The organism is Micromonospora pisi (genome assembly GCF_003633685.1).
Lineage (GTDB): Bacteria > Actinomycetota > Actinomycetes > Mycobacteriales > Micromonosporaceae > Micromonospora_G > Micromonospora_G pisi.
Genome location: NZ_RBKT01000001.1, coordinates 7531995 through 7555020 on the forward strand (window position 1 = coordinate 7531995; position 23026 = coordinate 7555020).

The 23026-nt window shown below is 70.7% G+C and carries 21 protein-coding genes; 14 read left to right on the forward strand and 7 right to left on the reverse strand.

What is annotated here, in order from left to right; translation table 11 throughout:
- Nucleotides 1-24 precede the first annotated feature (24 nt).
- Entirely contained in the window at nt 25-1557 is a 1533-nt protein-coding gene (gene mmsA, locus BDK92_RS32185; RefSeq protein WP_121160123.1) for a multiple monosaccharide ABC transporter ATP-binding protein, read from the forward strand.
- Nucleotides 1558-1563: 6 nt separating this feature from the next.
- Nucleotides 1564-2832, forward strand: a complete 1269-nt coding sequence (gene mmsB, locus BDK92_RS32190) for a multiple monosaccharide ABC transporter permease (protein ID WP_121160124.1) — start codon at nt 1564-1566, stop codon at nt 2830-2832.
- Nucleotides 2833-2950: 118 nt separating this feature from the next.
- Here the strand turns inward: mmsB and BDK92_RS32195 are convergent, their stop codons facing one another.
- Nucleotides 2951-3685 (reverse strand): hypothetical protein, encoded by a 735-nt coding sequence (locus BDK92_RS32195; protein ID WP_246017367.1) that lies wholly within the window; start codon nt 3683-3685, stop codon nt 2951-2953.
- Between the two features lie 62 nt (nt 3686-3747).
- Entirely contained in the window at nt 3748-4761 is a 1014-nt protein-coding gene (locus BDK92_RS32200) for a zinc-dependent alcohol dehydrogenase (protein ID WP_121160125.1), read from the reverse strand.
- Nucleotides 4762-4963: 202 nt separating this feature from the next.
- Here BDK92_RS32200 and BDK92_RS32205 point away from each other — a divergent pair, with 202 nt between their 5' ends.
- The gene (locus BDK92_RS32205) at nt 4964-6676 is read left to right on the forward strand and encodes an IlvD/Edd family dehydratase (protein WP_121160126.1); all 1713 of its coding nucleotides are present in this window, start codon (nt 4964-4966) and stop codon (nt 6674-6676) included.
- 55 nt (nt 6677-6731) lie between these two features.
- On the opposite strand, the gene BDK92_RS32210 is transcribed toward BDK92_RS32205, so the two are convergent.
- The gene (locus BDK92_RS32210; protein WP_121160127.1) at nt 6732-8354 is read right to left on the reverse strand and encodes an ABC-F family ATP-binding cassette domain-containing protein; all 1623 of its coding nucleotides are present in this window, start codon (nt 8352-8354) and stop codon (nt 6732-6734) included.
- Between the two features lie 288 nt (nt 8355-8642).
- Between BDK92_RS32210 and BDK92_RS32215 the strand changes: the two genes are divergently transcribed.
- The 3 genes from BDK92_RS32215 (at nt 8643) to BDK92_RS32225 (ending at nt 9998) form a co-directional block, all read left to right on the forward strand.
- Complete coding sequence (locus BDK92_RS32215) at nt 8643-8981, forward strand: hypothetical protein (protein ID WP_121160128.1); 339 nt, start codon at nt 8643-8645, stop codon at nt 8979-8981.
- Nucleotides 8982-9083: 102 nt separating this feature from the next.
- On the forward strand, nt 9084-9416 hold the full coding sequence (locus tag BDK92_RS32220) for a putative quinol monooxygenase (protein WP_121160129.1): 333 nt from the start codon (nt 9084-9086) through the stop codon (nt 9414-9416).
- Nucleotides 9417-9443: 27 nt separating this feature from the next.
- Nucleotides 9444-9998, forward strand: a complete 555-nt coding sequence (locus BDK92_RS32225; protein WP_211349443.1) for a gamma carbonic anhydrase family protein — start codon at nt 9444-9446, stop codon at nt 9996-9998.
- On the opposite strand, the gene BDK92_RS32230 is transcribed toward BDK92_RS32225, so the two are convergent.
- The gene (locus tag BDK92_RS32230; RefSeq protein ID WP_170208767.1) at nt 9985-10935 is read right to left on the reverse strand and encodes an N-acetylglucosamine kinase; all 951 of its coding nucleotides are present in this window, start codon (nt 10933-10935) and stop codon (nt 9985-9987) included. The genes BDK92_RS32225 and BDK92_RS32230 overlap by 14 nt on opposite strands.
- A gap of 128 nt (nt 10936-11063) precedes the next feature.
- On the opposite strand from BDK92_RS32230, the gene BDK92_RS32235 reads away from it, so the two are divergent.
- The 6 genes from BDK92_RS32235 to BDK92_RS32260 all read left to right on the forward strand — a co-directional run bounded on the left by BDK92_RS32235 (nt 11064) and on the right by BDK92_RS32260 (nt 17291).
- On the forward strand, nt 11064-11981 hold the full coding sequence (locus BDK92_RS32235; protein ID WP_246017368.1) for a MurR/RpiR family transcriptional regulator: 918 nt from the start codon (nt 11064-11066) through the stop codon (nt 11979-11981).
- Nucleotides 11978-12739: a sugar isomerase domain-containing protein gene (locus tag BDK92_RS32240; protein WP_121160132.1), complete on the forward strand. Its 762-nt coding sequence runs from the start codon at nt 11978-11980 to the stop codon at nt 12737-12739. Before BDK92_RS32235 ends, BDK92_RS32240 begins: the two co-directional genes overlap by 4 nt.
- A gap of 21 nt (nt 12740-12760) precedes the next feature.
- On the forward strand, nt 12761-14182 hold the full coding sequence (gene ngcE, locus BDK92_RS32245) for an N-acetylglucosamine/diacetylchitobiose ABC transporter substrate-binding protein (protein WP_121160133.1): 1422 nt from the start codon (nt 12761-12763) through the stop codon (nt 14180-14182).
- A 6-nt stretch (nt 14183-14188) separates the two neighbouring features.
- On the forward strand, nt 14189-15115 hold the full coding sequence (locus BDK92_RS32250) for a carbohydrate ABC transporter permease (protein WP_342775863.1): 927 nt from the start codon (nt 14189-14191) through the stop codon (nt 15113-15115).
- Nucleotides 15112-16005 carry a carbohydrate ABC transporter permease gene (locus BDK92_RS32255; protein ID WP_121160134.1) on the forward strand — a complete coding sequence of 298 codons (894 nt, stop codon included), beginning with the start codon at nt 15112-15114 and terminating at the stop codon, nt 16003-16005. The genes BDK92_RS32250 and BDK92_RS32255 overlap by 4 nt, the downstream gene beginning before the upstream one ends.
- An 89-nt stretch (nt 16006-16094) precedes the next feature.
- Nucleotides 16095-17291, forward strand: coding sequence for a carbohydrate-binding protein (locus BDK92_RS32260; protein WP_246017369.1), 1197 nt, complete (start codon nt 16095-16097; stop codon nt 17289-17291).
- Between the two features lie 117 nt (nt 17292-17408).
- On the opposite strand, the gene ypfJ is transcribed toward BDK92_RS32260, so the two are convergent.
- On the reverse strand, nt 17409-18305 hold the full coding sequence (ypfJ, locus tag BDK92_RS32265; RefSeq protein WP_121160135.1) for a KPN_02809 family neutral zinc metallopeptidase: 897 nt from the start codon (nt 18303-18305) through the stop codon (nt 17409-17411).
- Nucleotides 18306-18642: 337 nt separating this feature from the next.
- On the opposite strand from ypfJ, the gene BDK92_RS32270 reads away from it, so the two are divergent.
- Both BDK92_RS32270 and BDK92_RS32275 read left to right on the forward strand, forming a co-directional pair.
- Nucleotides 18643-20226: a hypothetical protein gene (locus tag BDK92_RS32270; RefSeq protein ID WP_121160136.1), complete on the forward strand. Its 1584-nt coding sequence runs from the start codon at nt 18643-18645 to the stop codon at nt 20224-20226.
- A 36-nt stretch (nt 20227-20262) separates the two neighbouring features.
- Nucleotides 20263-21327: an amidohydrolase family protein gene (locus tag BDK92_RS32275; protein ID WP_211349444.1), complete on the forward strand. Its 1065-nt coding sequence runs from the start codon at nt 20263-20265 to the stop codon at nt 21325-21327.
- A 43-nt stretch (nt 21328-21370) separates the two neighbouring features.
- Here the strand turns inward: BDK92_RS32275 and BDK92_RS39360 are convergent, their stop codons facing one another.
- Both BDK92_RS39360 and BDK92_RS32280 read right to left on the reverse strand, forming a co-directional pair.
- Entirely contained in the window at nt 21371-21511 is a 141-nt protein-coding gene (locus BDK92_RS39360; protein ID WP_170208768.1) for an MFS transporter small subunit, read from the reverse strand.
- The gene (locus BDK92_RS32280) at nt 21508-22932 is read right to left on the reverse strand and encodes an OFA family MFS transporter (RefSeq protein ID WP_121160138.1); all 1425 of its coding nucleotides are present in this window, start codon (nt 22930-22932) and stop codon (nt 21508-21510) included. Before BDK92_RS32280 ends, BDK92_RS39360 begins: the two co-directional genes overlap by 4 nt.
- Between the last annotated feature and the right edge of the window lie 94 nt (nt 22933-23026).

Sequence of the window (23026 nt, forward strand, 5' to 3'; positions counted from 1 at the left end):
GCACGGCCCGGAGGGACCACAGGCATGACCGACGACAACATCCTGCGGATGCGCGGGATCACCAAGACGTTCCCCGGGGTGAAGGCGCTCCAGGACGTCAACCTGTCCGTACGCCGGGGCGAGATCCACGCGATCTGCGGCGAGAACGGCGCGGGCAAGTCGACTTTGATGAAGGTGCTCTCGGGCGTCTACCCGCACGGGTCGTACGAGGGCGAGATCTACGTCGACGGTGAACTGGCCAAGTTCGCCGACATCAGGCAGAGCGAGCAGCGCGGGATCGCGATCATCCATCAGGAGCTGGCGCTCGCCCAGCAGCTCTCCATCGCGGAGAACATCTACCTTGGCAACGAGCTGGCGACCCGTGGACTGATCGACTGGAACCGGACCAACCACGAGGCGGCCGTACTGCTGCGTCGGGTCGGGTTGGCCGAGAACCCGGTGACGCCGGTGCTCGACCTCGGTGTGGGCAAGCAGCAGCTGGTCGAGATCGCCAAGGCGCTCTCGAAGAAGGTACGGCTGCTGATCCTCGACGAGCCGACCGCCGCGTTGAACGACGACGACTCCGCCCACCTGCTCGAACTGCTTCGTGGGCTGCGTGACGAGGGCATCACCTCGGTGATCATCTCGCACAAGCTGAACGAGGTCAGGGAGATCGCGGATCGGATCACGATCCTGCGCGACGGCCGCTCGATCGAGACGCTGGACCCGTCGGTCGAGGAGGTGAGCGAGGACCGCATCATCTCCGGGATGGTCGGCCGGGCGCTGGAGCACCGCTTCCCGCCGCACGAGCCGCGTATCGGCGAGGAGGTCCTGCGGCTTGAGGACTGGACCGTACACAGCCCGACCCAGCGGGGCCGGGTGGTGGTGTCGAAGGCGAACCTGACCCTGCGCCGGGGCGAGATCGTCGGGCTGGCCGGACTGATGGGCGCCGGCCGGACCGAGCTGGCGATGAGCGTCTTCGGCCGCTCCTACGGCAGGGACATCTCCGGTCGCATCCTCAAGGACGGCAAGCCGATCGAGCTGCGCTCGGTACGCGACGCGATCCGGCACGGAATCGCGTACGTCACCGAGGACCGCAAGCGGTACGGCCTCAACCTCATCGACGACATCAAGCGCAACGTCTCCGCGGCCGGGCTGCGCAAGCTCGCCCGTCGGGGCTGGGTGAACGAGAACGAGGAGTACCGGGTCGCCAACGACTTCCGGGCCAGCATGAACATCAAGGCGCCGAGCGTGGCGAGCATTACCGGCAAGCTCAGCGGCGGCAACCAGCAGAAGGTCGTGCTGTCCAAGTGGATCTTCACTGATCCGGACGTACTGATCCTCGACGAGCCGACCCGCGGCATCGACGTGGGCGCGAAGTACGAGATCTACACGATCATCAACCGGCTCGCCGACGAGGGCAAGGCGGTCCTGGTCATCTCCTCGGAGCTGCCGGAGCTGCTCGGCCTCTGTGACCGCGTCTACGCCCTCTCGGCGGGGCGGATCACCGGTGAGGTCAGTCGGGCGGAAGCCACCCAGGAACGACTCATGCAGTACATGACCAAGGAACAGGAGTAGACCCCGATGAGCAGCATCGCACCCGCGAGCGCCGATGCCGGTGCCGGTGCCTCGGTGGGCGTCGGCGACCCGCGGCCACCGGACGGCAAGCCACTGCGTCGATTCTCGCTGAACCTCCGGCAGAGCGGCATCTACGTCGCGTTCGCCCTGATCATCGTGTTGTTCTCGGTGCTCACCGGTGGCGACCTTCTGCAACCGCAGAACATCTCGAACATCATCGTCCAGAACTCGTACATCCTGATCCTCGCGATCGGGATGATCCTGATCATCATCGCCGGGCACATCGACCTGTCGGTGGGATCGGTGGTCGCGGTCAGCGGTGCGATCGCCGCGGTGCTGATGGTCGAGCACCACGTTCCCTGGCCGCTGGCGCTGCTGATCACCCTGGTGGTCGGTGGTCTGATCGGGGCGTGGCAGGGCTTCTGGATCGCCTACTTCGGCATCCCGGCCTTCATCGTCACGCTCGCCGGCATGCTGCTGTTCCGGGCGTTGACCCTCACTGTCCTGGAAAACCAGGGCATCGGGCCGTTCCCGGACGAGGTGCGGACCCTCTCCAACGGGTTCACCAGCGGCTACTTCGGCAACATCGGCCTCGGGCCGCTGGGCGGGGCGGACCTGTTCAGCCTCCTGGTCGGCGTGGTCGCGGTGGTCGGTATTGCCGGCACCCAGTGGCGTACGCGTAAGGCTCGGCTCGGCTACCAGCAGACCGTCGACCCGATGCCGATCTTCCTGCTGCGGATCATCGCGGCGGCGGCGGTGGTGCTGGCGGTCGTGGTGCAGTTGGCCCGGTTCAAGAACCTGCCGTGGGTGCTCGTGCTGCTGGCGGTGCTGGTCCTGGGGTACTCCCTGTTGACCAACCGGGTCGTGTTCGGCCGGCAGATCTACGCCGTCGGTGGCAACCTGCAGGCCGCGACGCTCTCCGGCGTCAAGGTCAAGTCGGTGATCTTCTGGATCTTCGTGAACATGGGGGTGCTGGCGGCCCTGGCCGGTGTCATCTTCGCCGGACGACTGAACCAGGCTGGTCCGACCGCCGGTAACTCCTTCGAACTCGACGCCATCGCGGCCGCCTTCATCGGTGGCGCGGCGGTGCAGGGCGGCGTGGGCAAGGTGATCGGTGCCATCACCGGTGGCCTGATCATGGGCGTGATCAACAACGGGATGTCCCTGATCGGTGCGCCGAGCGAGCAGGTCATGCTGGTCAAGGGCATCGTGCTGCTGGCCGCCGTGGCCTTCGACGTCTGGACCAAGCGGCGGGCCGGGCTGGCCAGCCGCTGAACCGGGACGGCCCGGGCGGCCGTCGATCCACGAGACACGCCATGACGGCGGTCGGCGCCGAACCGGCACCGACCGCCGTCGGCGTACGTCGTCGGGGAACATGGCCCCGGTCGTGCGCTCAGCGCCGCAACATGGCCAGGCCGTGCACGACCGACCGTACGGCCATCGGTCCGCCCACGCCCTTCGAGACCTGCCGCATCGCTCCCGGTACGTGCCGCATCGCGCCCGACGCCTGCCGCATCGTCCCCGGTACGTGCCGCATCACCTTCGAGGCGTACGCCGTCGGGCCGGACGTGCGGCGTACGCCTCGGGCCCGTCGCATCATCCCTTGCCAGACCTGGCCCGGTTTCTGCTGTTCTCCGGCGAGCGCGGTGACCACGATCAACGCGCCGGTGAGGGCCGGGATCGCCCACTGCAGCACCCGAAGTTGGCGTTGGCTGGACGCGACCTGTCGGGGTGTCTCGTGACTGGGCTCGGTGGTTCCTTCGACCGGCGTGCCGCCGGCTTGTTGCAGCTTCATGCCGAGCATCCGGCTGTATCCGGTCACCGCCAGCGCCGCGATCGTGAGCCCGGTCTTGACCAGGCTCATCCTGGCCACCCCGGCCTGGGCGATCACCCGTGGGCTCTCGGTCACCAGTTCGCCGGCGGCACCGGCCACGTGGGCCCCGATCGCAGCGGCATTGACCGGGGTCCACCTGGCCCAGCCGGCCGAGGCCACGCCGAGCCGCTGTTTCGAGTCGTCCACCCGCGCTGCCGCGCTGTTGACGCCGACCGCTCCCATGAGCGAGCCGCCGAACCAGGCTGCCAGCCCCAGATCGTGCATCGAGCGCAACACGGTGTGTCGTTCGGACATCTGATCCCTCCCACCTGGTGAGGATCGGCGCTTACCCGTCCCTCCGGGGACTAATCCAAGGGTCAGCGGCGAGGGTCGACGTGCACCTTGGGCCCCGGTCCGGCGTCGTCGGGCAGTTGGCCGGCGAGTGCCGCCCCTACCTGTGCGAGACCGATGGTGGCGGCGACCAGCGGTCGGGGGTCGACGGCTCCGCTGGCGTACCGGGCGATGGTGCCGGCGAGCCCGGCGGAGCCGCCGAGGATGCCGACCGCGGTCACGTCCTTGAGCGCGACTGTCCGGGTGTCGACCAGGCTCGGAGTTCCGGCCAGGCCGATGTAGACCACCCGTCTGCCCGGTTCCACCAGCGAAAGGGCGCGGGCGGGCAGCGCCGGGTCGTTGGCGGCGTCGATCACCGCGTCCCAGGGCAGATCGGGGATCTGGTCGCCGGTCCAGACGCCGGTGAAGCCCCGGGTGCGGGCGAACTCCAGGGACCGGGGCGACTTGCCGACCACGTGCACCTCGATGCCCTCGGCTCGGGCGAACTCCGCCACCAGCAGCCCGATCGTGCCCGGTCCGAGCACCAGCACCCGGTCACCCGGCTCCAGTGCTGCGCCCTGGACCGAGCGCAGCGCGTTGCCGCCCGGCTCGACCAGCGCACCGGCTGTGTCGTCCACCTCGTCCGGCAGCGCGTGCAGGGCGGTCACCGGTACGGCCAGTTGCTCGGCGAGCGCCCCGGCGAAACCGCCCCGGATGCCGATCTCCGAGCGGTCCGCGCAGACGTGGCCGTACCCGCTGCGGCAGCGCCGGCAGTGGCCGCAGCCGAGCATGGTGTCCCCGGTGACCCGGCGGCCGATCCAGCCGGGATCGACGTCGCGGCCGACCGAGGCGACGGTGCCGCACCACTCGTGCCCCAGCCGCATCGGGTACCGCGCGTGGCCCTGGTGCAGGTACGCCATCTCGCCGGTGAAGAACTCGATGTCGGTGCCGCAGATGCCGACCCGGGACACGTCGACCACGACCTGACCCGGCCCTGCCCGGGGCGGCTCGACCTCCTCGACCGCACTCTGGTGCGCGCCGGTGACCACGAACGCCCTCATCCGTGCCGTTCCTGGTCCTCGGCGTCGTACCCGCTCTGCCGGATGGGTGTGAGTTCCGCGTCCGGCTCCGTCACAGTCGTCCGGGTCTGTCGGGAGCCGATCTGCGGACCGGTGACGAGGTGTTCCGTAGCGGATCTTGGGTAGCCCCCAGCACGGTCCAAATCGTAGACTGACGTTCCAGTAATTGGAAGGCGGTCACCTGGTGGGACAGCGCAGCGCGCAGTGGTACAGCGGGACCGATCGCAACGCCTACATCCATCGCGCCTGGATGCGCCGGGGCCTGCCGACCCATGCCTTCGACGGCCGCCCGCACATCGCCATCGCGAACACCGCCTCCGACCTCACCCCGTGCAACGCCCACCTCAACGAGGTCGCCGAGAGCGTCAAACAGGGGGTCTACGAGGCCGGCGGCATCCCGCTGAACCTGCCGGTGGTGTCGTTGGGGGAGACCCAGGTACGGCCGACCGCGATGCTCTGGCGGAACATGGCCGCGATGGCGACCGAGGAGATGCTCCGGGCCAACCCGATCGACGGCGTCGTCCTGCTCGGCGGCTGCGACAAGACCATCCCGGCGCTGTTGATGGCCGCCGCCTCGGTCGACCTGCCGGCCGTCGTCGTCCCCGGCGGCCCGATGATCACCGGCACGTTCCGGGGCGTGGCGCTCGGTTGCGGCACCGACGTGTGGAAGCTTTCCGAGGAGGTGCGCGCCGGGACCCTCTCCGAGCAGCAGTTCCTCCGGTCCGAGTCGTCGATGATCCGCAGTCGCGGGCACTGCAACACGATGGGGACCGCGTCCACCATGGCCCTGCTCGCGGAGGCGCTCGGCGTCATCATCCCCGGTGTCGCCGGCACCCCCGCACCGGACAGCCGGCTGCTCGAATCCGCGCACGACACCGGTCGGCTCGCGGTCGAGATGGTCAGCGCCGAGCGCCGCCCCAGCGACCTGCTCACCCGGGGGTCGTTCCTCAACGCGATCGTCGCGCTGGCCGCGATCGGCGGCTCGACCAACGCGGTCGTCCACCTGCTCGCCATCGCCGGTCGGCTCGGGATCGAGCTGACCCAGGACGACTTCGACCGCACCGGCGCGAACGTACCGCTGCTGGTCGACCTCCAACCGGCCGGCCGGTTCCTGATGGACGACCTGCATCGCGCGGGCGGGCTGCTGGCCGTGCTGCGTGAGGTCCGCGACCTGCTCGACCCGGACGCGCTGACGGTCACCGGCCGCCCGCTCGTGGACTACCTCGACGGGGCCCAGATCTGGGACCCCGAGGTCATCCGGGTACGCGAGGAACCGCTGTTGCCGCAGGCCGGGATCGCCGTCCTCTACGGAAACCTGGCCCCGTCCGGTGCGATCATCAAGCCGGCGGCGGCGTCACCCCGACTGCTGACGCACCGGGGACGGGCGGTCGTCTTCGAGTCGATCGAGGACCTGCACGCCCGGATCGACGATCCGGATCTCGACGTCGACGCAGACTCGGTGCTGGTGCTGCGAGGCTGCGGACCCCGGGGCTATCCGGGCATGCCCGAGGTGGCGAACCTGCCGCTGCCGGCCAAGCTCCTCCGGGCCGGGGTCCGGGACATGGTGCGGGTCTGCGACGGCCGGATGAGTGGCACCGCGTACGGCACCGTCGTGCTGCACGTGACGCCCGAGGCGGCCGTCGGGGGCCCGCTGGCCTTGGTCCGTACCGGTGACGTCATCGTGCTCGACGTCGCCGCGCGCCGCCTGGACGTGGACCTGCCGGCCGAGGAGTGGGCGCTGCGTACGCCCGCCCCGGAGACGGTGCGGGCGTACGCCGAGCCGGCGCGCGGTTGGGAGCGGCTCTACGTCAACACGGTCCAGCAGGCCAACACCGGCGCGGATCTGGACTTCCTGCTCGGGTCGAGCGGACACCAGGTCGCCCGCGAATCCCACTGAGGCGGCCCCTCCTGGTGATCCCCGGGGACGACGACGCCGAACCCGACCGCCTGCGCTAGGTGCGCCGCCCGGACAGGTGGAACTCGCGCCCCGGCCACCGGGAGCGCAGCCACCGGTCGTGGCTGGCGACCACGATCGCGCCGGGGCCGGTGCCGAGCGCCTCCTCCAGTTCGTCGGCGAGCCGGGGCGAGAGGTGGTTGGTCGGCTCGTCGAGCAGCAGCAACTCGGGCGGGTCGGCCACCAGCAGGGCCAGGGCCAGCCGGCGGCGCTGGCCGACCGACAGCTGCCCGACCGGTCGGTCCAGGTCCGGCACACCGATCAGACCGAGCGAGAGCAGCGGTACGGACTCGGCACGTTCGGCGCCCAGCGCCAGCTCGTAGCTCTCCCGTACGGTCCGGTCCGGCCGGTCGAAGACCGTGTCCTGGGTCAGCATGCCGACGGTCAACCCCGGCCGCCGCCGTACCTCGCCGACGGCTGCCAACCGGCCGGCCAGTACCGCGAGCAGGGTCGACTTCCCGGCCCCGTTCGCGCCGGTGACCAGCAGCCGGTCGGTGGCCGGCAGATCGAGGCGGTCGAGGGTGAGTCGGCCGGGCACCCGTACGTCCCGCAGTGACAGCAGCATCCCGTCGGCGGACGCGGTGGCGAGCGCGGTGGCCCGGAACCGCAGCGGCTCCGGTGGGCGGCCGACCTGGTCACGCTCCAACTCGTCGAGCCGGCGGGCGGCGTTGCGCACCCGCCGCGAGATCTGGTTCTGCACCCGGCCGGTGGTGTGGCCGTAGCCCATCTTCTCGTTGTCGCGCTTCACCCGGCCGGGCGCGACCCGGTAGGCGGTCACCTCGACCGAGCGGCGCAGTTCGGCGAGTTCCGCCTGCTCCTCGGCGAAGCGCCGCTGCCAGCGGTCCCGCTCCGCCCGTTTCTGCGCCTGGTAGGCGGTGTAGTTGCCGCCGTACCTGGTGGGGCCGTCGACGGCCGGATCGAGGTCGATCAGGTCCGTGCAGACGGCGTCGAGGAACGCCCGATCATGGCTGGCCACCACGACCACCCCGGGCAGGCCGCGTAACTGCTCCTCCAGGAAGGTCGCGGCGCTGTCGTCCAGGTGGTTGGTCGGCTCGTCGAGCAGCAGCGCGGCGGGGCGTCGCGCCAGCAGGGCGGCGAGTGCGAGCCGGCCACGTTGCCCGCCAGAGAGGGACCCGAGTTCCCGGTCGTGCGGGACCATCCCGAGGCCGAGCCCGGCGAGGACGATGTCGGCCCGGCGGTCGGCGTCCCATGCCTCGTGCTCCTGCGCCTGGTCGAGCCGCTGCCCGTACGCGCCGAGCAGGTCGGAGTAGCCGGGGGAGCCCTGCTCGGCGGCGGCGAGCGCCCCGGTGAGCCGGTCCAGGTCGGCGAGGATCTCGCGGGCCTCGCGCAGCGCGTCGTCGAGCACATCGGCGATGGTCGACCCGGCGTCGAACGGCATCTCCTGGTGCAGGAAGCCGAGGTCCGAGGGTCGGACGACGGTGCCGGTGTCGGGTTCGTCCGCCCCGGCGAGCAGCCGCAGCAGGGTGGACTTGCCGACGCCGTTCTCGCCGATCAGACCGATCCGGTGCCCGGGGGCGGCGGTGAGGGAGACACCGTCGAGCACCCGACGGGCGCCGAGCGTACGGACGAGATCATGGGCGAGCAGTGCGGAACCGGACATGCGACACCACCGATTGGCTTGATCTTCCGCCCGCCGGGCAGTGCCTCGGTCGCGGGCGCGGGAAGTGTCGGTGGCTCACATCGCGGACGAGCCTAGGGGAGGGCGGAAGCCACCCGCAACCGATTAGCGCACCTCCCCACCTGGGGAAACCTGGCGGGTTCTCATCTCGCGTACAGGTTTCCGGAAGGTTTCTCCCGGTACGGGGTGGTGCAATTGACGGGTCGCCGGGAGCTCGCGTCTGGGGCCGCCGGTGGCCGAACCGGACCCTGTCTCGCGAAGGAGCACCCGATGCGCTGGCTGTCCCGGCGGCGACTCACCGCCGACGATCACACCCCGACCAAGCTCGACCGGGAGGCGAACGCGGACGACCTCGCCGCGTTGGACGCGTTCATCGTCGACCGCCGTGGCGTCGAGTTGTACCTCGAACCCGAGACGACCGCCACCGACACGACGGTGGTCGCCATCGCCGACGACGGCGAGTGGATCCGGCGCCGTACCGGTTCGCCCCGGGCCGCGCAGCGGTTGGCGCACCGGCGTTCGGTCCCGCTCTACGAGGCGGCCCGGGTCGGTTACCCGGAACGGATGCGGGCCTGGAACCGCAACCACCCCGAGCGTCGGATGCGTTGAGGTCACCGCGCCGGTTGCGAAGATCACGACGACCCGCGGCGTATTAGGATCCCCGGGTACGGGCAACCGCCCGCCCGTCGCGCCGAGTGGAGAGAGATCAAGATGATCTTCATTACCGCGAAGTTCCGGATTCTGCCCGAGTACGCCGACCAGTGGATCGAGATCGCCGGTGACTTCACCCGGGCGACCCGCGCGGAAGAGGGTTGTCTCTGGTTCGACTGGTCCCGCAGCGTCGACGACCCGACCGAGTACGTCCTGGTCGAGGCGTTCCGCGACGGCGACGCGGGGGCGGCGCACGTCCAGTCCGAGCACTTCCGGCAGGCCCAGCGGGAGCTCCCCTCGCACCTCGCCGAGACGCCCCGGATCGTCAACACCACGATTCCGCAGGACGACTGGTCGCTGCTCGGCGAGATGGCCGTACCCGAGCGCCACTGATCCCGGTTATGGCCGGGGGAGACGCCCGTGTGGACTGACGGATTGGTCCTCGACTACCAGGACCGAAGCCCCGAGATCGACCCGGCGGCGTGGGTGGCGCCGGGCTCTGCGGTGATCGGCTCGGTTCGGCTGGCGGCCGGGTCGAGCGTCTGGTACGGCTCCGTGCTGCGCGGCGACACCGAGCAGATCACCATCGGAGCGGGCAGCAACATCCAGGACGGTTGTGTGGTGCACGCCGATCCGGGTTTCCCCACCACCGTCGGGTCCGGCGTGTCGGTCGGGCACCGGGCGGTCCTGCACGGCTGTACGGTCGAGGACGGTGCGCTGGTCGGGATGGGTTCGGTGGTCCTCAACGGGGCGCGGATCGGGGCTGGTTCGCTGGTCGCCGCCGGGGCGGTGGTGCTGGCCGGGACGGTGGTGCCACCCGGTTCGCTGGTCGCCGGGGTGCCGGGTCGGGTCCGGCGGGAGCTGACCGAGCCGGAGCGCGCCGATCTGGGTCGTACGGCGCGGCAGTACGTCGAACGCAGTCGCGCGCACGCCGAGTCGGCCCGGCCGAGCGGGCAGGGCCTCAACCGGGACTGACCAGCCGGGCGTGGATGCCATTGCCGGCCCGGGGTTCGACCAGGCGGGTGGCGAGCCAGGCGGCGCCGGCCGCCCCGTCACCGGCGATGACGCCCGGTTGCCCGAGCCGGTCGGCCAACTGACGTTGCACGTTCTCCCGGATCTCCGGCACCCCGCCGAGTACGCCACCGGCGAGCACCACCGGTCCGGGTGCCGGGTGCAGGGAGACCAGGGTGTCGGCGAGCCGGTGCGCCGCGGTGCGGAGGATGTGGCGGGCGTCCGGGTCGCCGTCGCGGGCGGTGCGGGCCACCGCCGGTGCGATCGCCGCGACCCGGTCCCGGCTCAGCTGGTAGATCCGGGTGACGAAGGTGTCCGGTTCGGTCGTGCCGACCTGGGCGCAGACGGCGCCGCCCAGTGAGCCGTCCCGGGGTGGCGTGCCCCGGTAGAGCGCCCGGGCGGTCGCCTTGACGGCGGCCAGGCCGAGCCAGTATCCGGAGCCCTCGTCCCCCAGTAACCAGCCCAGACCGTCCGCGATCCGGATGATGTTCCCTTCGTGCAGCACCGCGGCGACCGCTCCGGTGCCGGCGATGAGCACGGTCCCGGTGTTGGCCGGGGTGCCGGCCGCGAATGCGACGAGCGCGTCGCCGACCGGCCGGACCGGGCAGCTCAGCCCGAGGCGGGACCAGTGGCCGGCGTAGACCGCGCCGACCGACGGATCGGCAAGTCGTGACACCCCGGCGAGTCCGACCACGCCACCGACGACCCGGGACGGGTCGTGTCCGGTGAGCGCGGATCCGATCGCCGCGCCGAGGGCGGCGGCCGCCTCGACCGGGTCGACCGCGACCGGGTTACCGGCGTCGGACCGGCCCCGCCCCACGATCCGGCCGTCCAGGGTGGCGACGACGGCGCGGGTCGTCGTACCCCCGGCGTCGGCACCGAGGACGAGGGGAGTGGTCACCCTGCCGATGGTGCGGGCTGGTCGGCCCGGTCCACAAGGGTACGGATCGAAAAAGTTAAAGCTATTGACTCGATGGCCAATGTGGTCATAGTTTTTCTCACCAACACGCAGCGGTGAAAGGAATGTTGATGGAGGAGAGCGGACTGCTGGGCCGGGTGCGCACCGAGTTGAGCGCGCTGCCGGTCGCCCTGCAGCGGGTCGCCGAGCAGATCCTGATCGCCCCGGAGGAGGCCGCCCGGGCGACCATCATCGACCTGGCCGAACGCGCCGGCACCTCCACCGCCACGGTGACCCGGTTCTGCCGGGTCTTCGGCTACCGGGGCTACGCCCAGCTGCGCGTCGCCATCGCCACCGAGACCGGTCGCGCCGCACAGGCGCGTTGGGACACCGACATCGACCGCGAGATCGGACCCGACGACCCCCTGGACCACCTCCTCGAAGTGGTCGCCAACGCCGACGCGCGGGCGATCCAGGACACCGCCGGTCGGGTCGACCTCGCCGCCGTCGACCGGGTCGCCGCCGCCGTCGCCCAGGCCCAGCGGGTCGACCTCTTCGGCTTCGGCAGCTCCGGCAACGCGGCCCGGGAGATGGCCTTCCGGCTGGAGCGCATCCGGATCCCGGTGTGGCACCGTGCCGACGCCCACAGCGCCCTGACCAACGCCGCCCTGCTCGGGCCGGGCGACGTCGCGATCGGACTGTCGCACAGCGGGCGTACCCGCGAGGTCATCGAGGTGCTCGCCGAGGCCGCCGACCACGGCGCGCTCACCGTCGCCGTCACCTCCTTCCCCCGCTCGCCACTGGCCGAGGTCGCCGACGTGGTCATGACGACCGCCGTCCAGGAGACGACGTTCCGGCTGGCCGCGCTCTCCGCCCTGCACTCCCAGTTGCTGGTGCTGGACCTGATCTACGTCGCGGTGGCGCAACGGACGTACCAGCGCACCACCGAGGCGTTCGAGGTCACGGCGCGCGCCGTCGACGCGCACCGGCTGCCGGACGAGTCGCACCGGGCGGTTCGTCGCCGGGTAAAAACCACGGAGGGGTCATGACCACCACCACCATCAGCGCACCGGCCTACCTCACCGCCGTCACCACGGCGATCGGGCGGGTCACCGAGAGCCAGTCCGACGGCGTACGGGCCGCGGCAACGCTGATCACCACGGCACTCGACCACGGCGGCGTGGTGCAGGCGTTCGGCTGCGGACACTCCGAGGCGCTCTCGATGGAGATCGCCGGCCGGGCCGGGGGACTCGTCCCCACCAACAAGATCGCGCTACGGGACCTCGTCCTCTACGGCGGCGCCGACCGGTCCGTACTCGACGACCCGCTGCTCGAACGGGATCCGGCGGTGGCCCACCGGCTCTACGAACTGGCGCCGGTGAAGCCCGACGACGTCTTCGTCCTGACCTCCAACTCCGGCGTCAACGGCGTGATCGTCGAGTTCGCCCTGCTGGTCAAGGAACGCGGCCACCGCCTGATCGGGATCACCTCACTCGACCACACCGCCCGGGTGGAGTCCCGCCATCCGTCCGGGCGACGACTGGCCGACATCGCCGACGTGGTGCTCGACAACGGCGCACCGTACGGCGACGCCGCCCTGCCCATCCCCGGCGGCGGTGCCGTCGGGGCGATCTCGTCGATCACCGGTGCCCTGCTGGCCCAGCAGATCGTCACCGAGGTCGTCGCACACCTGCTCGCCGCCGGACAGACCCCGCCGATCTACCTGTCGGCGAACGTGCCCGGCGGCGACACCCACAACAACGAACTAGAGGCGCGGTACGCCGGGCGTATCCGACGCACCGCCTAACAGAAGGCGAGGCCGCCGACCATGGACCCCTCTTCCACCCCGGTCGTACGCCGTACCAGTCGGCGACGCCTGTTGCAGGCCGCAGGTGTCGGCCTGGCCGCCCCCGCGCTCACCGGCTGCGTCACCAGCGGCGGCAACGACGACGACGCCGCCGTCGCCAAGGGCCGGACCAGCGCCGAGAACCCGCTCGGCGTACCGGAGAAGACCCCGCTCGAGGTGGTCATCTTCAAGGGCGGGTACGGCGACGCGTACGCGACCAACGCCGAGGCGCTCTACCAGCAGCGTCACCCCGGCGCGACGATCGACCACAAGGGCATCCAGAAGGTCGGCGAGGCGCTGCAACCCCGGTTCGTCGCCGACACCCCGCCGGACGTGGTCGACAACACCGGTGCCGGTCGGCTCGACCTCGCCACCCTGGTCGGCGCGGGCAAGCTGACCGACCTGGCAGAGCTGCTCGACGCCCCCTCGATCGACGACCCGGCCCGGAAGCTGCGCGACACGCTGCTGCCCGGGGTGGTGGAGGACGGCACGCTCGACGGGAAGGTGTACTCGCTCAACTTCACGTACACCGCCTGGGGTCTCTGGTATTCCAAGCCGCTCTTCGACCGGCACGGCTGGAGCTACCCGACCACCTGGGAGGCGATGCTCGCGCTCTGCGCCGAGATCAAGAAGGCCGGCATCGCGCCCTGGACGTACCAGGGCAAGTACCCGGAGTACCTCAACGACCCACTGCTGGCCATGGCCGCCAAGGCGGGGGGTCAGGACCTGGTCAGGGCGGTCGACAACCTGCAACCCGGCGCCTGGAAGCAGCAACCGCTGCTCGACGCGGCCGGCGCCGTCGCCGAACTCGCCGGACGGGGTTACCTGCTCTCCGGGTCGGAGGCGCTCTCGCACACCGAGTCGCAGGCCGCCTGGTCCCAGGGCAAGGCCGCGTTCATCCCGTGCGGGTCCTGGCTGGAGGCCGAGCAGAAGGGGATCACCCCGGACGGCTTCGACATGGTGATGGGTGCGGTGCCCGCACTCGGCGCGGGCGACAAACTACCCTTCGGCGCGCTGCTCGCGGCGAGCAGTGAATCGTTCCTGGTGCCGGCGAAGGCGAAGAACCCACGCGGCGGGTTGGAGTTCCTGCGGATCCTCTTCTCCCAACCGGCGGCCCGCAAGTTCGCCGAACTCAACAGCACGCTGCCCAGCGTCGCCGGGGCCACCGACGGGCTGACCGTGAGCACCGGGCTCGGGTCGGTCCGCGGGGCCGTGGCGGCGGCGGGGACGAACACCTTCACGTACCGGTTCCGTACCTGGTACGCCCCGCTGGCCAAGGCGGTCGACGACGCCACCGGGGAACTGGCGACCCGACGGATCAGCCCGGCGCAGTGGGCCGACCGGATCCAGCAGGCGGCCGACGCGATCGCCAAGGACACCACCGTCACCAAGTACCGCCGGTAGCCACCGATGGCGGCCATGCGGCACGGCAAATACCGGTTCCTGGCCGGCGCGATCCTGCCAGGGCTGCTGCTGTACGCGGTCTTCGTGCTCTCCCCGTACGCGCAGGCGTTCTACCTCTCGCTCACCGACTGGACCGGAGTGTCGGGCCAGGTGACCTTCGTCGGGCTGGAGAACTACCAGCGGCTGCTCGACGACCGGTCGTTTCTGGCGGCGCTGCGCAACAACGGGCTGATGCTGCTGGTCGTACCGTTGGCCACCATCGCCCTCGGGCTGCTGCTCGCCGCGCTGGTCAACTTCGGCGGTCGCCGGGGCAGCACCATGCTGGCCGGAATCAGGGGCGCCGAGTTCTACAAGATCGCCTATTTCTTCCCGCAGCTGCTCTCGCTGCCGATCATCGCCATGCTCTGGCAGTTCGTCTACCACCCCAACGAGGGACTGCTCAACGGCTTCCTCCGCGCGGTCGGCCTGGACGCGCTGGCCCGCGCCTGGCTCGGCGAACCCGGACTGGCGCTCTGGGCGGTGATGGCCGTCCTGGTCTGGTCGTCGGTCGGGTTCTACATGGTGCTCTTCTCCGCCGCCATGGAGTCGATCCCGCGTGACGTGCTGGAGGCCGCCGTGCTCGACGGCGCCGGCCGGCTCGCCACCCTGCGCCGGGTGATCGTGCCGCTGCTCTGGGACAACGTCCAGGTCGCCTTCGTCTACCTGGGCGTACTCGCGCTCGACGGGTTCGCCATCGTGCAGATCATGACGGTGGGACCGGGCGGCCCGGACGGCGCCACCGAGGTCATCGGGCTCGGCCTCTACCGGAGCGCGTTCACGTACGGCAAGTTCGGCTACGCCGCGGCGATGGGCGTGGCGCTCTTCTTCCTCACCCTGGCCTTCGCCGCGATCGCACTGCGGGCCAGCCGACGGGAACGGGTGGAGCTGTCATGACCGCTCTCGTCGACCGGCCGGCGCGTCCGGCCACCGGCCCCCCACCGAGTGGCCCGGTGGCCCGCCCGGGACGGGTCACGGACCGGGCCGCCCACCTCTTCCTCGTCGGCTGGGCGGTGCTGGTCACCGTACCGCTGCTCTGGGCGGTGCTCAGCTCGCTCAAGACCGACCGGGAGATTCTGACCAGCCCGTGGACCCTGCCGGCGCAACCGCAGTTCGACAACTGGTCCCGGGCCTGGACCCAGGCCTCCATCGGCACCTACTTCGTCAACAGCGCGATCGTGGTCGGCTGCGCGCTCGTGCTGACCATGCTGCTCGGCTCCCTGGTGGCGTACGCGCTGGCCCGGTACACCTTCTCCGGCAACCGGCTGCTCTACTACCTCTTCGTCGCCGGCATTCTCTTCCCGGTCTTCCTCGCCCTGGTCCCGCTCTTCTTCGTGGTCAAGCAACTCGGGCTGATCGGCACCTATCCGGGGCTGATCCTGGTCTACAGCGCGTACGCGCTGCCGTTCACCGTCTTCTTCCTGCACTCGTTCTTCCGGACGCTGCCCACGGCGATCGCCGAGGCCGCCTTCCTGGACGGCTGCTCGCACGCGGGGGTGTTCTTCCGGGTGATGCTGCCGTTGGCCCGGCCGGGGCTGGTCAGCATCGCGATCTTCAACTTCCTCGGGCTGTGGAACCAGTACCTGCTGCCCCTCGTCCTCAATCCCGACCCGGACCGGTACGTGCTCGCCCAGGGGCTCGCCGCGCTCTCGGTCAGCCAGGGCTACCGCAGCGACTGGAGCGGCCTGTTCGCCGGGCTCACCATCGCGATGCTGCCGGTCCTCGCCGCCTACGTGCTCTTCCAACGCCAGATCCGCTCCGGCCTCACCGCCGGCGCGGTGAAGTGACACCCGCTCCGGCTCTCCCACCCGGCACCCCACGGCCGACCACCGTAGTCCGGCCGTACCCCTTTCCTGTTCCCCCGTGAGGAGACCCCGTGTCCACGAAACCCACCGCGAGAAGTCTCGCGGCCGGTGCGGCGGCCGTACTGGCCGCCGGAACCCTCGCCGGCCTCACCGCGACCGCCTCCGCCGGCACCGCACCGTCGGACGCCCCCGCCATCGCCGCGAACTGCGGTGTGCTCTTCGACGACTTCGCCTACTCGTCGTCGTCCGACCCGGCCATCGCCGCCCGCAACTGGACCGTACGCACCAACTCCGGTGGACCGGGCGTACCCGGTGCGGCCTGGCCGGCGGCGAACGTCAGCTTCCCCACCGACGCCGGACAGAAGGTCCTCCAGCTCACCGCGAAGACCGACGGCACCGCCGGCGGCACCAGCCACTCCGAGTTCTTCCACCAGCGCAAATTCTTCGAGGGGACCTACGCCAGCCGGGTCCGGTTCGCCGACACCCCGTCATCGGGACCGGACGGGGACCACCTGGTCGAGACCTTCTTCACCATCACACCGCTGGACCGACCGCTCGACCCGAACTATGGCGAGATCGACTTCGAGTACCTGCCGAACGGCGGCTGGGGCGAACAGGGGCCGATCTTCTACCAGACCACCTGGGAGACGTACCAGAACGAGCCGTGGCAGGCCGACAACACCCACACCGCGCAACGGACCAGCTTCAACGGCTGGCATGACCTGGTCTTCACGGTCTCCGACGGGCGGGTGAAGTACTACGTGGACGGTGTGCAGGTGGCCGACCACGGGGACCGGTACTACCCGGAAACCCCAATGTCGATCAACTTCAACCTGTGGTTCATCGACCTCACCGGGCGGACCGGCACCGGGCTGGCCACGTACGTCCAGCAGGTCGACTACCTCTACTACGCCGACCGGGAGGTGATCACCACCGCCGAGGCGAAGAGCCGGGTCACCGCGTACCGGTCGGCGGGCACCAACCACGTCGACACGGTCGGCACCGGTGGCACCTGCCCGACGACACCGCCCACCTCGACGCCGACCACCCGCCCTCCGACGACGCCCCCGACCACCCGGCCGCCGACCACGCCGCCGACCACCGCGCCACCGGCCAACTGCGCCGCCGCGCCGGCCTGGGACTGGGGCACCGTCTACCTGGAGGGCGCCCGGGTCAAGCACAACGGTCGGCTCTGGCAGGCCAACTGGTGGACCCAGGGCTCCGAGCCGGGCCTGACCGCCCAGTGGCGTGACCTCGGGCGCTGCTGAACACGGTCACGCGGAAGCGACGGCACCTCCGCGACATGCACAACGAGGCGGGCTCCTCCGCCGGCCGGACCGTACGGCATCTCGCCGTGTCGGCACCGGTCGGCGGGGGAGCCGCTCCTAGCGTCCGCTGCCGAAGGTGTCGCAGGCGGTCGGGTCGCCCGTGTCGTAGCCGCGCTTGAACCACTCCTGGCGCTGTGCCGAGGTGCCGTGGGTGAACGCGGACTCGTCGATCTGTCCACCGGAACGCTGCTGGATGGCGTCGTCCCCGATCGCCGCCGCCGTGTCCAGGCCCTGCTGGATGTCCTCGTCGGTGATGCTGGTGAAGATCTTCTCGCCGCGCGCGTCGGCGGTGCCGGTGGCGTTCTTCGCCCACGCGCCGGCGAAGCAGTCGGCCTGCAGTTCGAGTGCGACCGAGAGTTGGTTGGCCTGGCCCGGGTCGCGGGCCTGCCGCTGGCGCAACTGTGCCTCGGTGCCGAGCAGGTCCTGCACGTGGTGGCCGTACTCGTGGGCGAGCACGTACGGCTGGGCGAACTCGCCCGGGGCACCGAGCTGGTCGGCGAGCTGCTGGTAGAAGGTCAGATCGATGTAGACCTGGTCGTCGGCCGGGCAGTAGAACGGGCCGACACCGGAGTCCGCTGCGCCGCAGCCGGTGTTCACCGCCTGCTCGAAGAAGACGGTGTCCGACTCGGTGTACGTCTTGCCGAAGGACTCCGGCAGGGCCCGCTGCCACCAGTTCTGGATCGAGTTGACGTACAGGGTGTTGCGGCAGTCGAGCTTGCGCAGCGCGTCGTCGGCCGCGCACTGCTGCTGGATCGCGGTGTTGTCACCCTGCTCGTCGCCGTTGTTGGTGAGGGCGTTGAGCCCGAAACCGCCACCGACCAGCGCGACGAGGACGGTCACGATGACGCCGACCAGGCCACCGCCGCCGCCGAGGGAGATCCCACCCGGTCCGCCCGACCCTCGTCGGTCCTCCACCTGACTGGTGTCGATCTCCGCGTTCTCGTTCAGCTCCATGTCGGCTCCAGTTCAACGGGGGGCACCGCTGGTTGATTTACCCGGGTCTGTCCTTGTCTGGTGCTGGAACGGATCCCGTTGGCGGTCCGATACCCCGCGCGCCAGATCGGTAATCCCGGCCCGGGCGCCACCGGCGATCCCGCTGGTCATCGGCGCGGTCTTCGCGCTGGTCGGCGGCATGCTAGATTCCGCGCGTCCCAATCCGCCCTTGTCGCCCCGGTCGTGACGGTCGCTACGGTCGTCGGCGCAGGGCGGAAGTCGGTCGCAGCCCGGACCCGGGGCGGGTTCCGGCGATCACCGTACCGGCCGCGCCGGTCCTACCGAGGAAGTCGCCCTCATGACCACGCTCGCTCCGAACCGACCCACCGAACGCTGGGAACGGTTGCGGCACTGGGGTACGGATCGTACGAGGCGACTGCCCGGGGAGATCGGCCACCTGCTGCGCCGCCACTGGGCCCTCGTCCTGCTCCTGCTGGCCGGTGTGGTGCTGCGGCTACTCGTGGTGATCGCCTACAACCCCGCTCTGTGGTACCAGGGCGACAGCCAGAGCTACCTGGGACTGGCCTACCTCAAGGAGCCCGGCACGATCCGGCCCTACGGGTACAGCTTCTTCCTCAGCCTCCTGTTGGACCTGCACTCGGTTCGACGGATCATCCTGATCCAGCACCTCATGGGGCTGGCCGTGGTGATCGCCGGGTACGTGTTCCTCCAGCGTCGCGGCGTCTCCCGACTGGTCGCCACGCTCGCCGTGGCACCGCTGCTGCTCGACGCGCGTACCGCGGCGCTCGAACACTTCCTGCTCGCCGAGACGCTCTTCACCAGCCTGGTCGTGCTCGGCATGCTGGCGCTGACCTGGCGGCAGGTTCCCGGCTGGCTCGGTGTGCTGGTCGCGGCCGGGGCGTTCTCCTGGGCGGCGACGACCCGGTCGATCGGGATGGTCGCGGCGGTGGTGCCGGTGCTCTACCTGCTTCTGCGTCGGGTGGACTGGCGCAAGACCGGGGCGTTCGTCGCCATCCTGGTGATCACGCTCGGCGGCTACGTGGTCTGGTACCACGGCCACCACGGCCAGTACTCGTTCGGCACGTACGGATCCCGGTTCCTCTGGGCCCGGACCATGACCTTCGTCGACTGCGACAAGCTCGACCTGACCGACGAGGAACGGCTGACCTGCCCCGACCAGCCCATCGACAAGCGGCTTCCGCCGGACATGTACCTGTGGGGGCCGGGCAGCAAGGCGGAGTTCAAGACCATGCCGGACGAGGTGTTCGGCTCCTTCGCCAAGAAGGCGATCCTGGGTCAGCCCCTCGACTACCTGCAGCTCGTCGCCAAGGAGACCTGGCAGACGGTACGACCGGGGCCGTACCCCGACGACCGCGTCGCCTGCATCGCGAGCGTCTGGGACTTCCCGAAGATGGACGACACCGGCTGCGCACCCCACATGGCACCGCAGAACCCGGCCAAGCGCCGCTTCGCCGGGCTGGCCCGGGACCACGAGCACGCGCTGATGAACCCGCTCAACCGCTACTCGGCGGTGGCCACCGTGCCGGCGACCCTCGTCGGCCTCTGCTTCCTGCTCGCCGTGGTGCTCGCCTTCTACCGCCCCAGAGCCTCGAGTTGGCGCGACTACCTGAACCCGCTGGCCTGGGTGACCCTGGCCTTCGGCATGATCATCGGCAGTGTCGCCACGTCGATGATCGACCCCCGCTACACCGTGCCGTCGCTACCCCTGGGGGTGATCGGCGCCGCGTTGGCGTGGCAGCGGTTCCGGGCCGCCCGGCAGGCACCCGACCCGGCCACGCCGCAACCGTCCGTGCCGTCGCAGTCCTCCGGGGCACCGGAGACGTCGACGGCGGCGGCCTCGGCGGAAACGACCGTTTCCGCCACCGGATCCGAGCCGCCCACGGACGTGCCGGCGCGGTGACGGCTCGGTGACGCCGGCCGGGTAACGCTGGCCCGTGTGACGATCGACGTGCACGGCCATCTGAGCCCGCCCGAATCGAGGCTGCGCTATCCGATGCCCCGTACGCTCGGGCAGGTCGAGGAGATGATCTCCGCGAAGCTCGCCTGCGGCGTACGGGCCACCATTATCGGGAGCCCGGTCGGCGGCGGAGCGATGGTTCCCCTGCCGGGGGTCGACAACTACGCGCAGAGCGAGGACGACCTGGCCCGCCACGACGCGTGGCTGGCGGGCCTGGTCGACCGGTACCCCGAACGGCTGCGCGCGTACGTCTACGTCAACCCGTTCGGCGGAGCCGCGCACCTGCACCGGGTGGCGCAGACCGTACGCCAGCCGCAGTTCGTCGGGTTGATCGCGAACACCAGCGTCGCCGGCCGCTACCTGGACGCACCCGAGGCGGAGGACTTCTTCGCCCTCGCGGCGGAGGTGGACCTCCCCGTCCTGCTGCACCCACCCGCGAAGCCGGCGGCCGGTGCCGGCCTGGAGAACCTGCTGCTGATCGAGCAGTTGGGGCGGTTCGGTGACGTCACCATCGGGTTGGCCTGTTGCGTGCTCGGCGGTTGGTTGGACCGTTTTCCCGGGCTGAAGCTGATCGGTCCGACCGCGGGCGGTGCCCTCGGACTTCTGGTCGAGAAGCTCGACCGGATCATGCGGCCCACGCACTGGGACGGTGCTCCCGCGCCGCCGCAGGGCCCGTCGCCGCAGCAGGACCGCCCAGCGGCCGGCACGGCCCGAAGCGCCATGGGGCCGCCCCGGCTGATGCGGCGGCTGGCCGCGCTCGCCGCCCCGCCGAGCAGTTACCTGCCCCGGATCTGGGTGGACACGGCCACGCCGAGCGCGAACGCGGTCGACCTGGCGCTGCGGATCTTCGGCCCGGACCGGGTGCTGTTCGGCACCGACTCACCGCCGCTGCCGCACTCCGAGTCGGGAGCCACGCTCGACCTGCTCGACCGGCTCGGTGTGACCGGTGCGGTGCGGGACGGGATCGGCGAGGGCAATGCCCTGGCCCTGTTCGGCGACCGACTGCCGCCGGCCCCGAGAGACGCCGTGGCGAGTGGCCGCTGACGACCCGGGTGGGCGTCCCGCCGCACGGGACGCCCACCGACGGTCAGTGGGTGAAGAGGTTCACCGCGGTCCGCGCGGTCTGCACCACGCCGTAGCCGAGCAGGACGACGACGAGCAGCCAGGAGAGGGTGAGGCGGAGCCGCTGCCGGCCGACCGTCGGCTGGGTGTCCTCCGTTGCGGTCATCGGCTTGGCTCCTTCTGCGCGACGGTGCTGGCGGGTTCGGCCGGGACGTGCGGGGCGAGCGGTTCGTGGAAGCGCTCGGGCACCGGGCGGATGAGCAGGTTCGCCACGAACCCCACCGCCAGTACGCCGACCATGGTGAGCAGCGCCGGGCGGTAGGCGGCGGCGGTCAGCGTGCCGGGTTTGCCCTGGGCGTCGAGGAAACCGTTGATGATCAGGGGTCCGGCGACCCCGGCCGCGGACCAGGCGGTGAGCAGCCGGCCGTGGATGGCACCGACCTGGAAGGTGCCGAAAAGGTCCCGCAGGTACGCCGGGACGGTCGCGAACCCGCCGCCGTAGAACGAGAGGATCACGCAGGCGAGCAGTACGAAGAGGGCGGTCGAGGCGTGCCCGACGGTGGCGAGCAGCGTGTACAGCACCATTCCGCCGCCCAGATAGAGCAGGTAGATGGGCTTGCGGCCGATCAGGTCGGAGGTGGACGACCAGACGAACCGGCCGGCCATGTTGAACAGTGAGAGCAGTCCGACAAAACCGCCGGCGGCGGCCACCGCGACGGTGGAGACGCCGTTCTCCCGGAAGAAGTCCTGGATCATCGGACTGGCCTGCTCGAGGATGCCGATGCCGGCGGTGACGTTGCAGAAGAGCACCACCCAGAGCAGCCAGAACGAGCGGGTCCGTACCGCGTTCGAGGCGGACACGCTCGCCCGGGTCACGAGCGGCTTGACCGCCACCGTGGCGGGGTCGAAACCGGCCGGTCGCCAGCCGGGCGCCGGCACCCGGACGTTGACCACCCCGAACATCATGATGACGAAGTAGCCGAGTCCGAGGGTCAGGAAGAGCCCGACCAGGGCGCCGCCCGAGGCGACCGAGCCGGCGTTCGCCGGGTCGTAGCCGGAGTCGTAGAACGAGAGCAGTTGCCGGGAGAGCGGGCTGGCCAGCAGGGCCCCACCGCCGAAGCCCATGATGGCCAGACCGGTGGCGAGCCCCGGCCGGTCCGGGAACCACTTGATCAGGGTGGAGACCGGCGAGATGTAGCCGATGCCGAGGCCGATGCCACCGAGGAAGCCGTAGCCGAGATACACCAGCCAGAGTTGTGTCGTGGCGATGCCGAGGGCGCCGACCAGGAAGCCGGAGGCCCAGAAGCAGGCCGAGACGAACATCGCCTTCCGGGGGCCGTTCGCCTCGACCCAGGTGCCGCCGACGGCCGCGGAGAGTCCGAGCATCACGATGGCGATGCTGAAGATGATGCCGATCGCGGTCTGGCTGGCGTCGAAGTGGCTGATCAACGAGTTCTTGTAGACACTCGTCGCGTACGCCTGCCCGATGCACAGGTGCACCGAGAGCGCGGCGGGCGGGATGAGCCAGCGACTGTACCCCGGTGGTGCGATGGTGTGGGCGCGGTCGAGCGCCGAGAGAAATGGCACGTGACACCTCTTTTCCGAGCCACTGCGCGGGGGATCGTCAACGGGCGGCGGTGTACGCCAGCGGCGTTGATTCACGCATACCGTGCGGAACCGT

What these genes read in the sequence shown, in the direction of transcription:
- BDK92_RS39360 (WP_170208768.1), bottom strand. Translation starts at nt 21,511, where the DNA reads ATGACCGCAACGGAGGACACCCAGCCGACGGTCGGCCGGCAGCGGCTC.
- ngcE (WP_121160133.1), top strand. Translation starts at nt 12,761, where the DNA reads ATGGACCCCTCTTCCACCCCGGTCGTACGCCGTACCAGTCGGCGACGC.
- BDK92_RS32235 (WP_246017368.1), top strand. Translation starts at nt 11,064, where the DNA reads ATGGAGGAGAGCGGACTGCTGGGCCGGGTGCGCACCGAGTTGAGCGCG.
- mmsB (WP_121160124.1), top strand. Translation starts at nt 1,564, where the DNA reads ATGAGCAGCATCGCACCCGCGAGCGCCGATGCCGGTGCCGGTGCCTCG.
- BDK92_RS32250 (WP_342775863.1), top strand. Translation starts at nt 14,189, where the DNA reads ATGGCGGCCATGCGGCACGGCAAATACCGGTTCCTGGCCGGCGCGATC.
- BDK92_RS32215 (WP_121160128.1), top strand. Translation starts at nt 8,643, where the DNA reads ATGCGCTGGCTGTCCCGGCGGCGACTCACCGCCGACGATCACACCCCG.
- BDK92_RS32200 (WP_121160125.1), bottom strand. Translation starts at nt 4,761, where the DNA reads ATGAGGGCGTTCGTGGTCACCGGCGCGCACCAGAGTGCGGTCGAGGAG.
- mmsA (WP_121160123.1), top strand. Translation starts at nt 25, where the DNA reads ATGACCGACGACAACATCCTGCGGATGCGCGGGATCACCAAGACGTTC.
- BDK92_RS32210 (WP_121160127.1), bottom strand. Translation starts at nt 8,354, where the DNA reads ATGTCCGGTTCCGCACTGCTCGCCCATGATCTCGTCCGTACGCTCGGC.
- ypfJ (WP_121160135.1), bottom strand. Translation starts at nt 18,305, where the DNA reads ATGGAGCTGAACGAGAACGCGGAGATCGACACCAGTCAGGTGGAGGAC.
- BDK92_RS32220 (WP_121160129.1), top strand. Translation starts at nt 9,084, where the DNA reads ATGATCTTCATTACCGCGAAGTTCCGGATTCTGCCCGAGTACGCCGAC.
- BDK92_RS32240 (WP_121160132.1), top strand. Translation starts at nt 11,978, where the DNA reads ATGACCACCACCACCATCAGCGCACCGGCCTACCTCACCGCCGTCACC.
- BDK92_RS32195 (WP_246017367.1), bottom strand. Translation starts at nt 3,685, where the DNA reads ATGTCCGAACGACACACCGTGTTGCGCTCGATGCACGATCTGGGGCTG.
- BDK92_RS32270 (WP_121160136.1), top strand. Translation starts at nt 18,643, where the DNA reads ATGACCACGCTCGCTCCGAACCGACCCACCGAACGCTGGGAACGGTTG.
- BDK92_RS32255 (WP_121160134.1), top strand. Translation starts at nt 15,112, where the DNA reads ATGACCGCTCTCGTCGACCGGCCGGCGCGTCCGGCCACCGGCCCCCCA.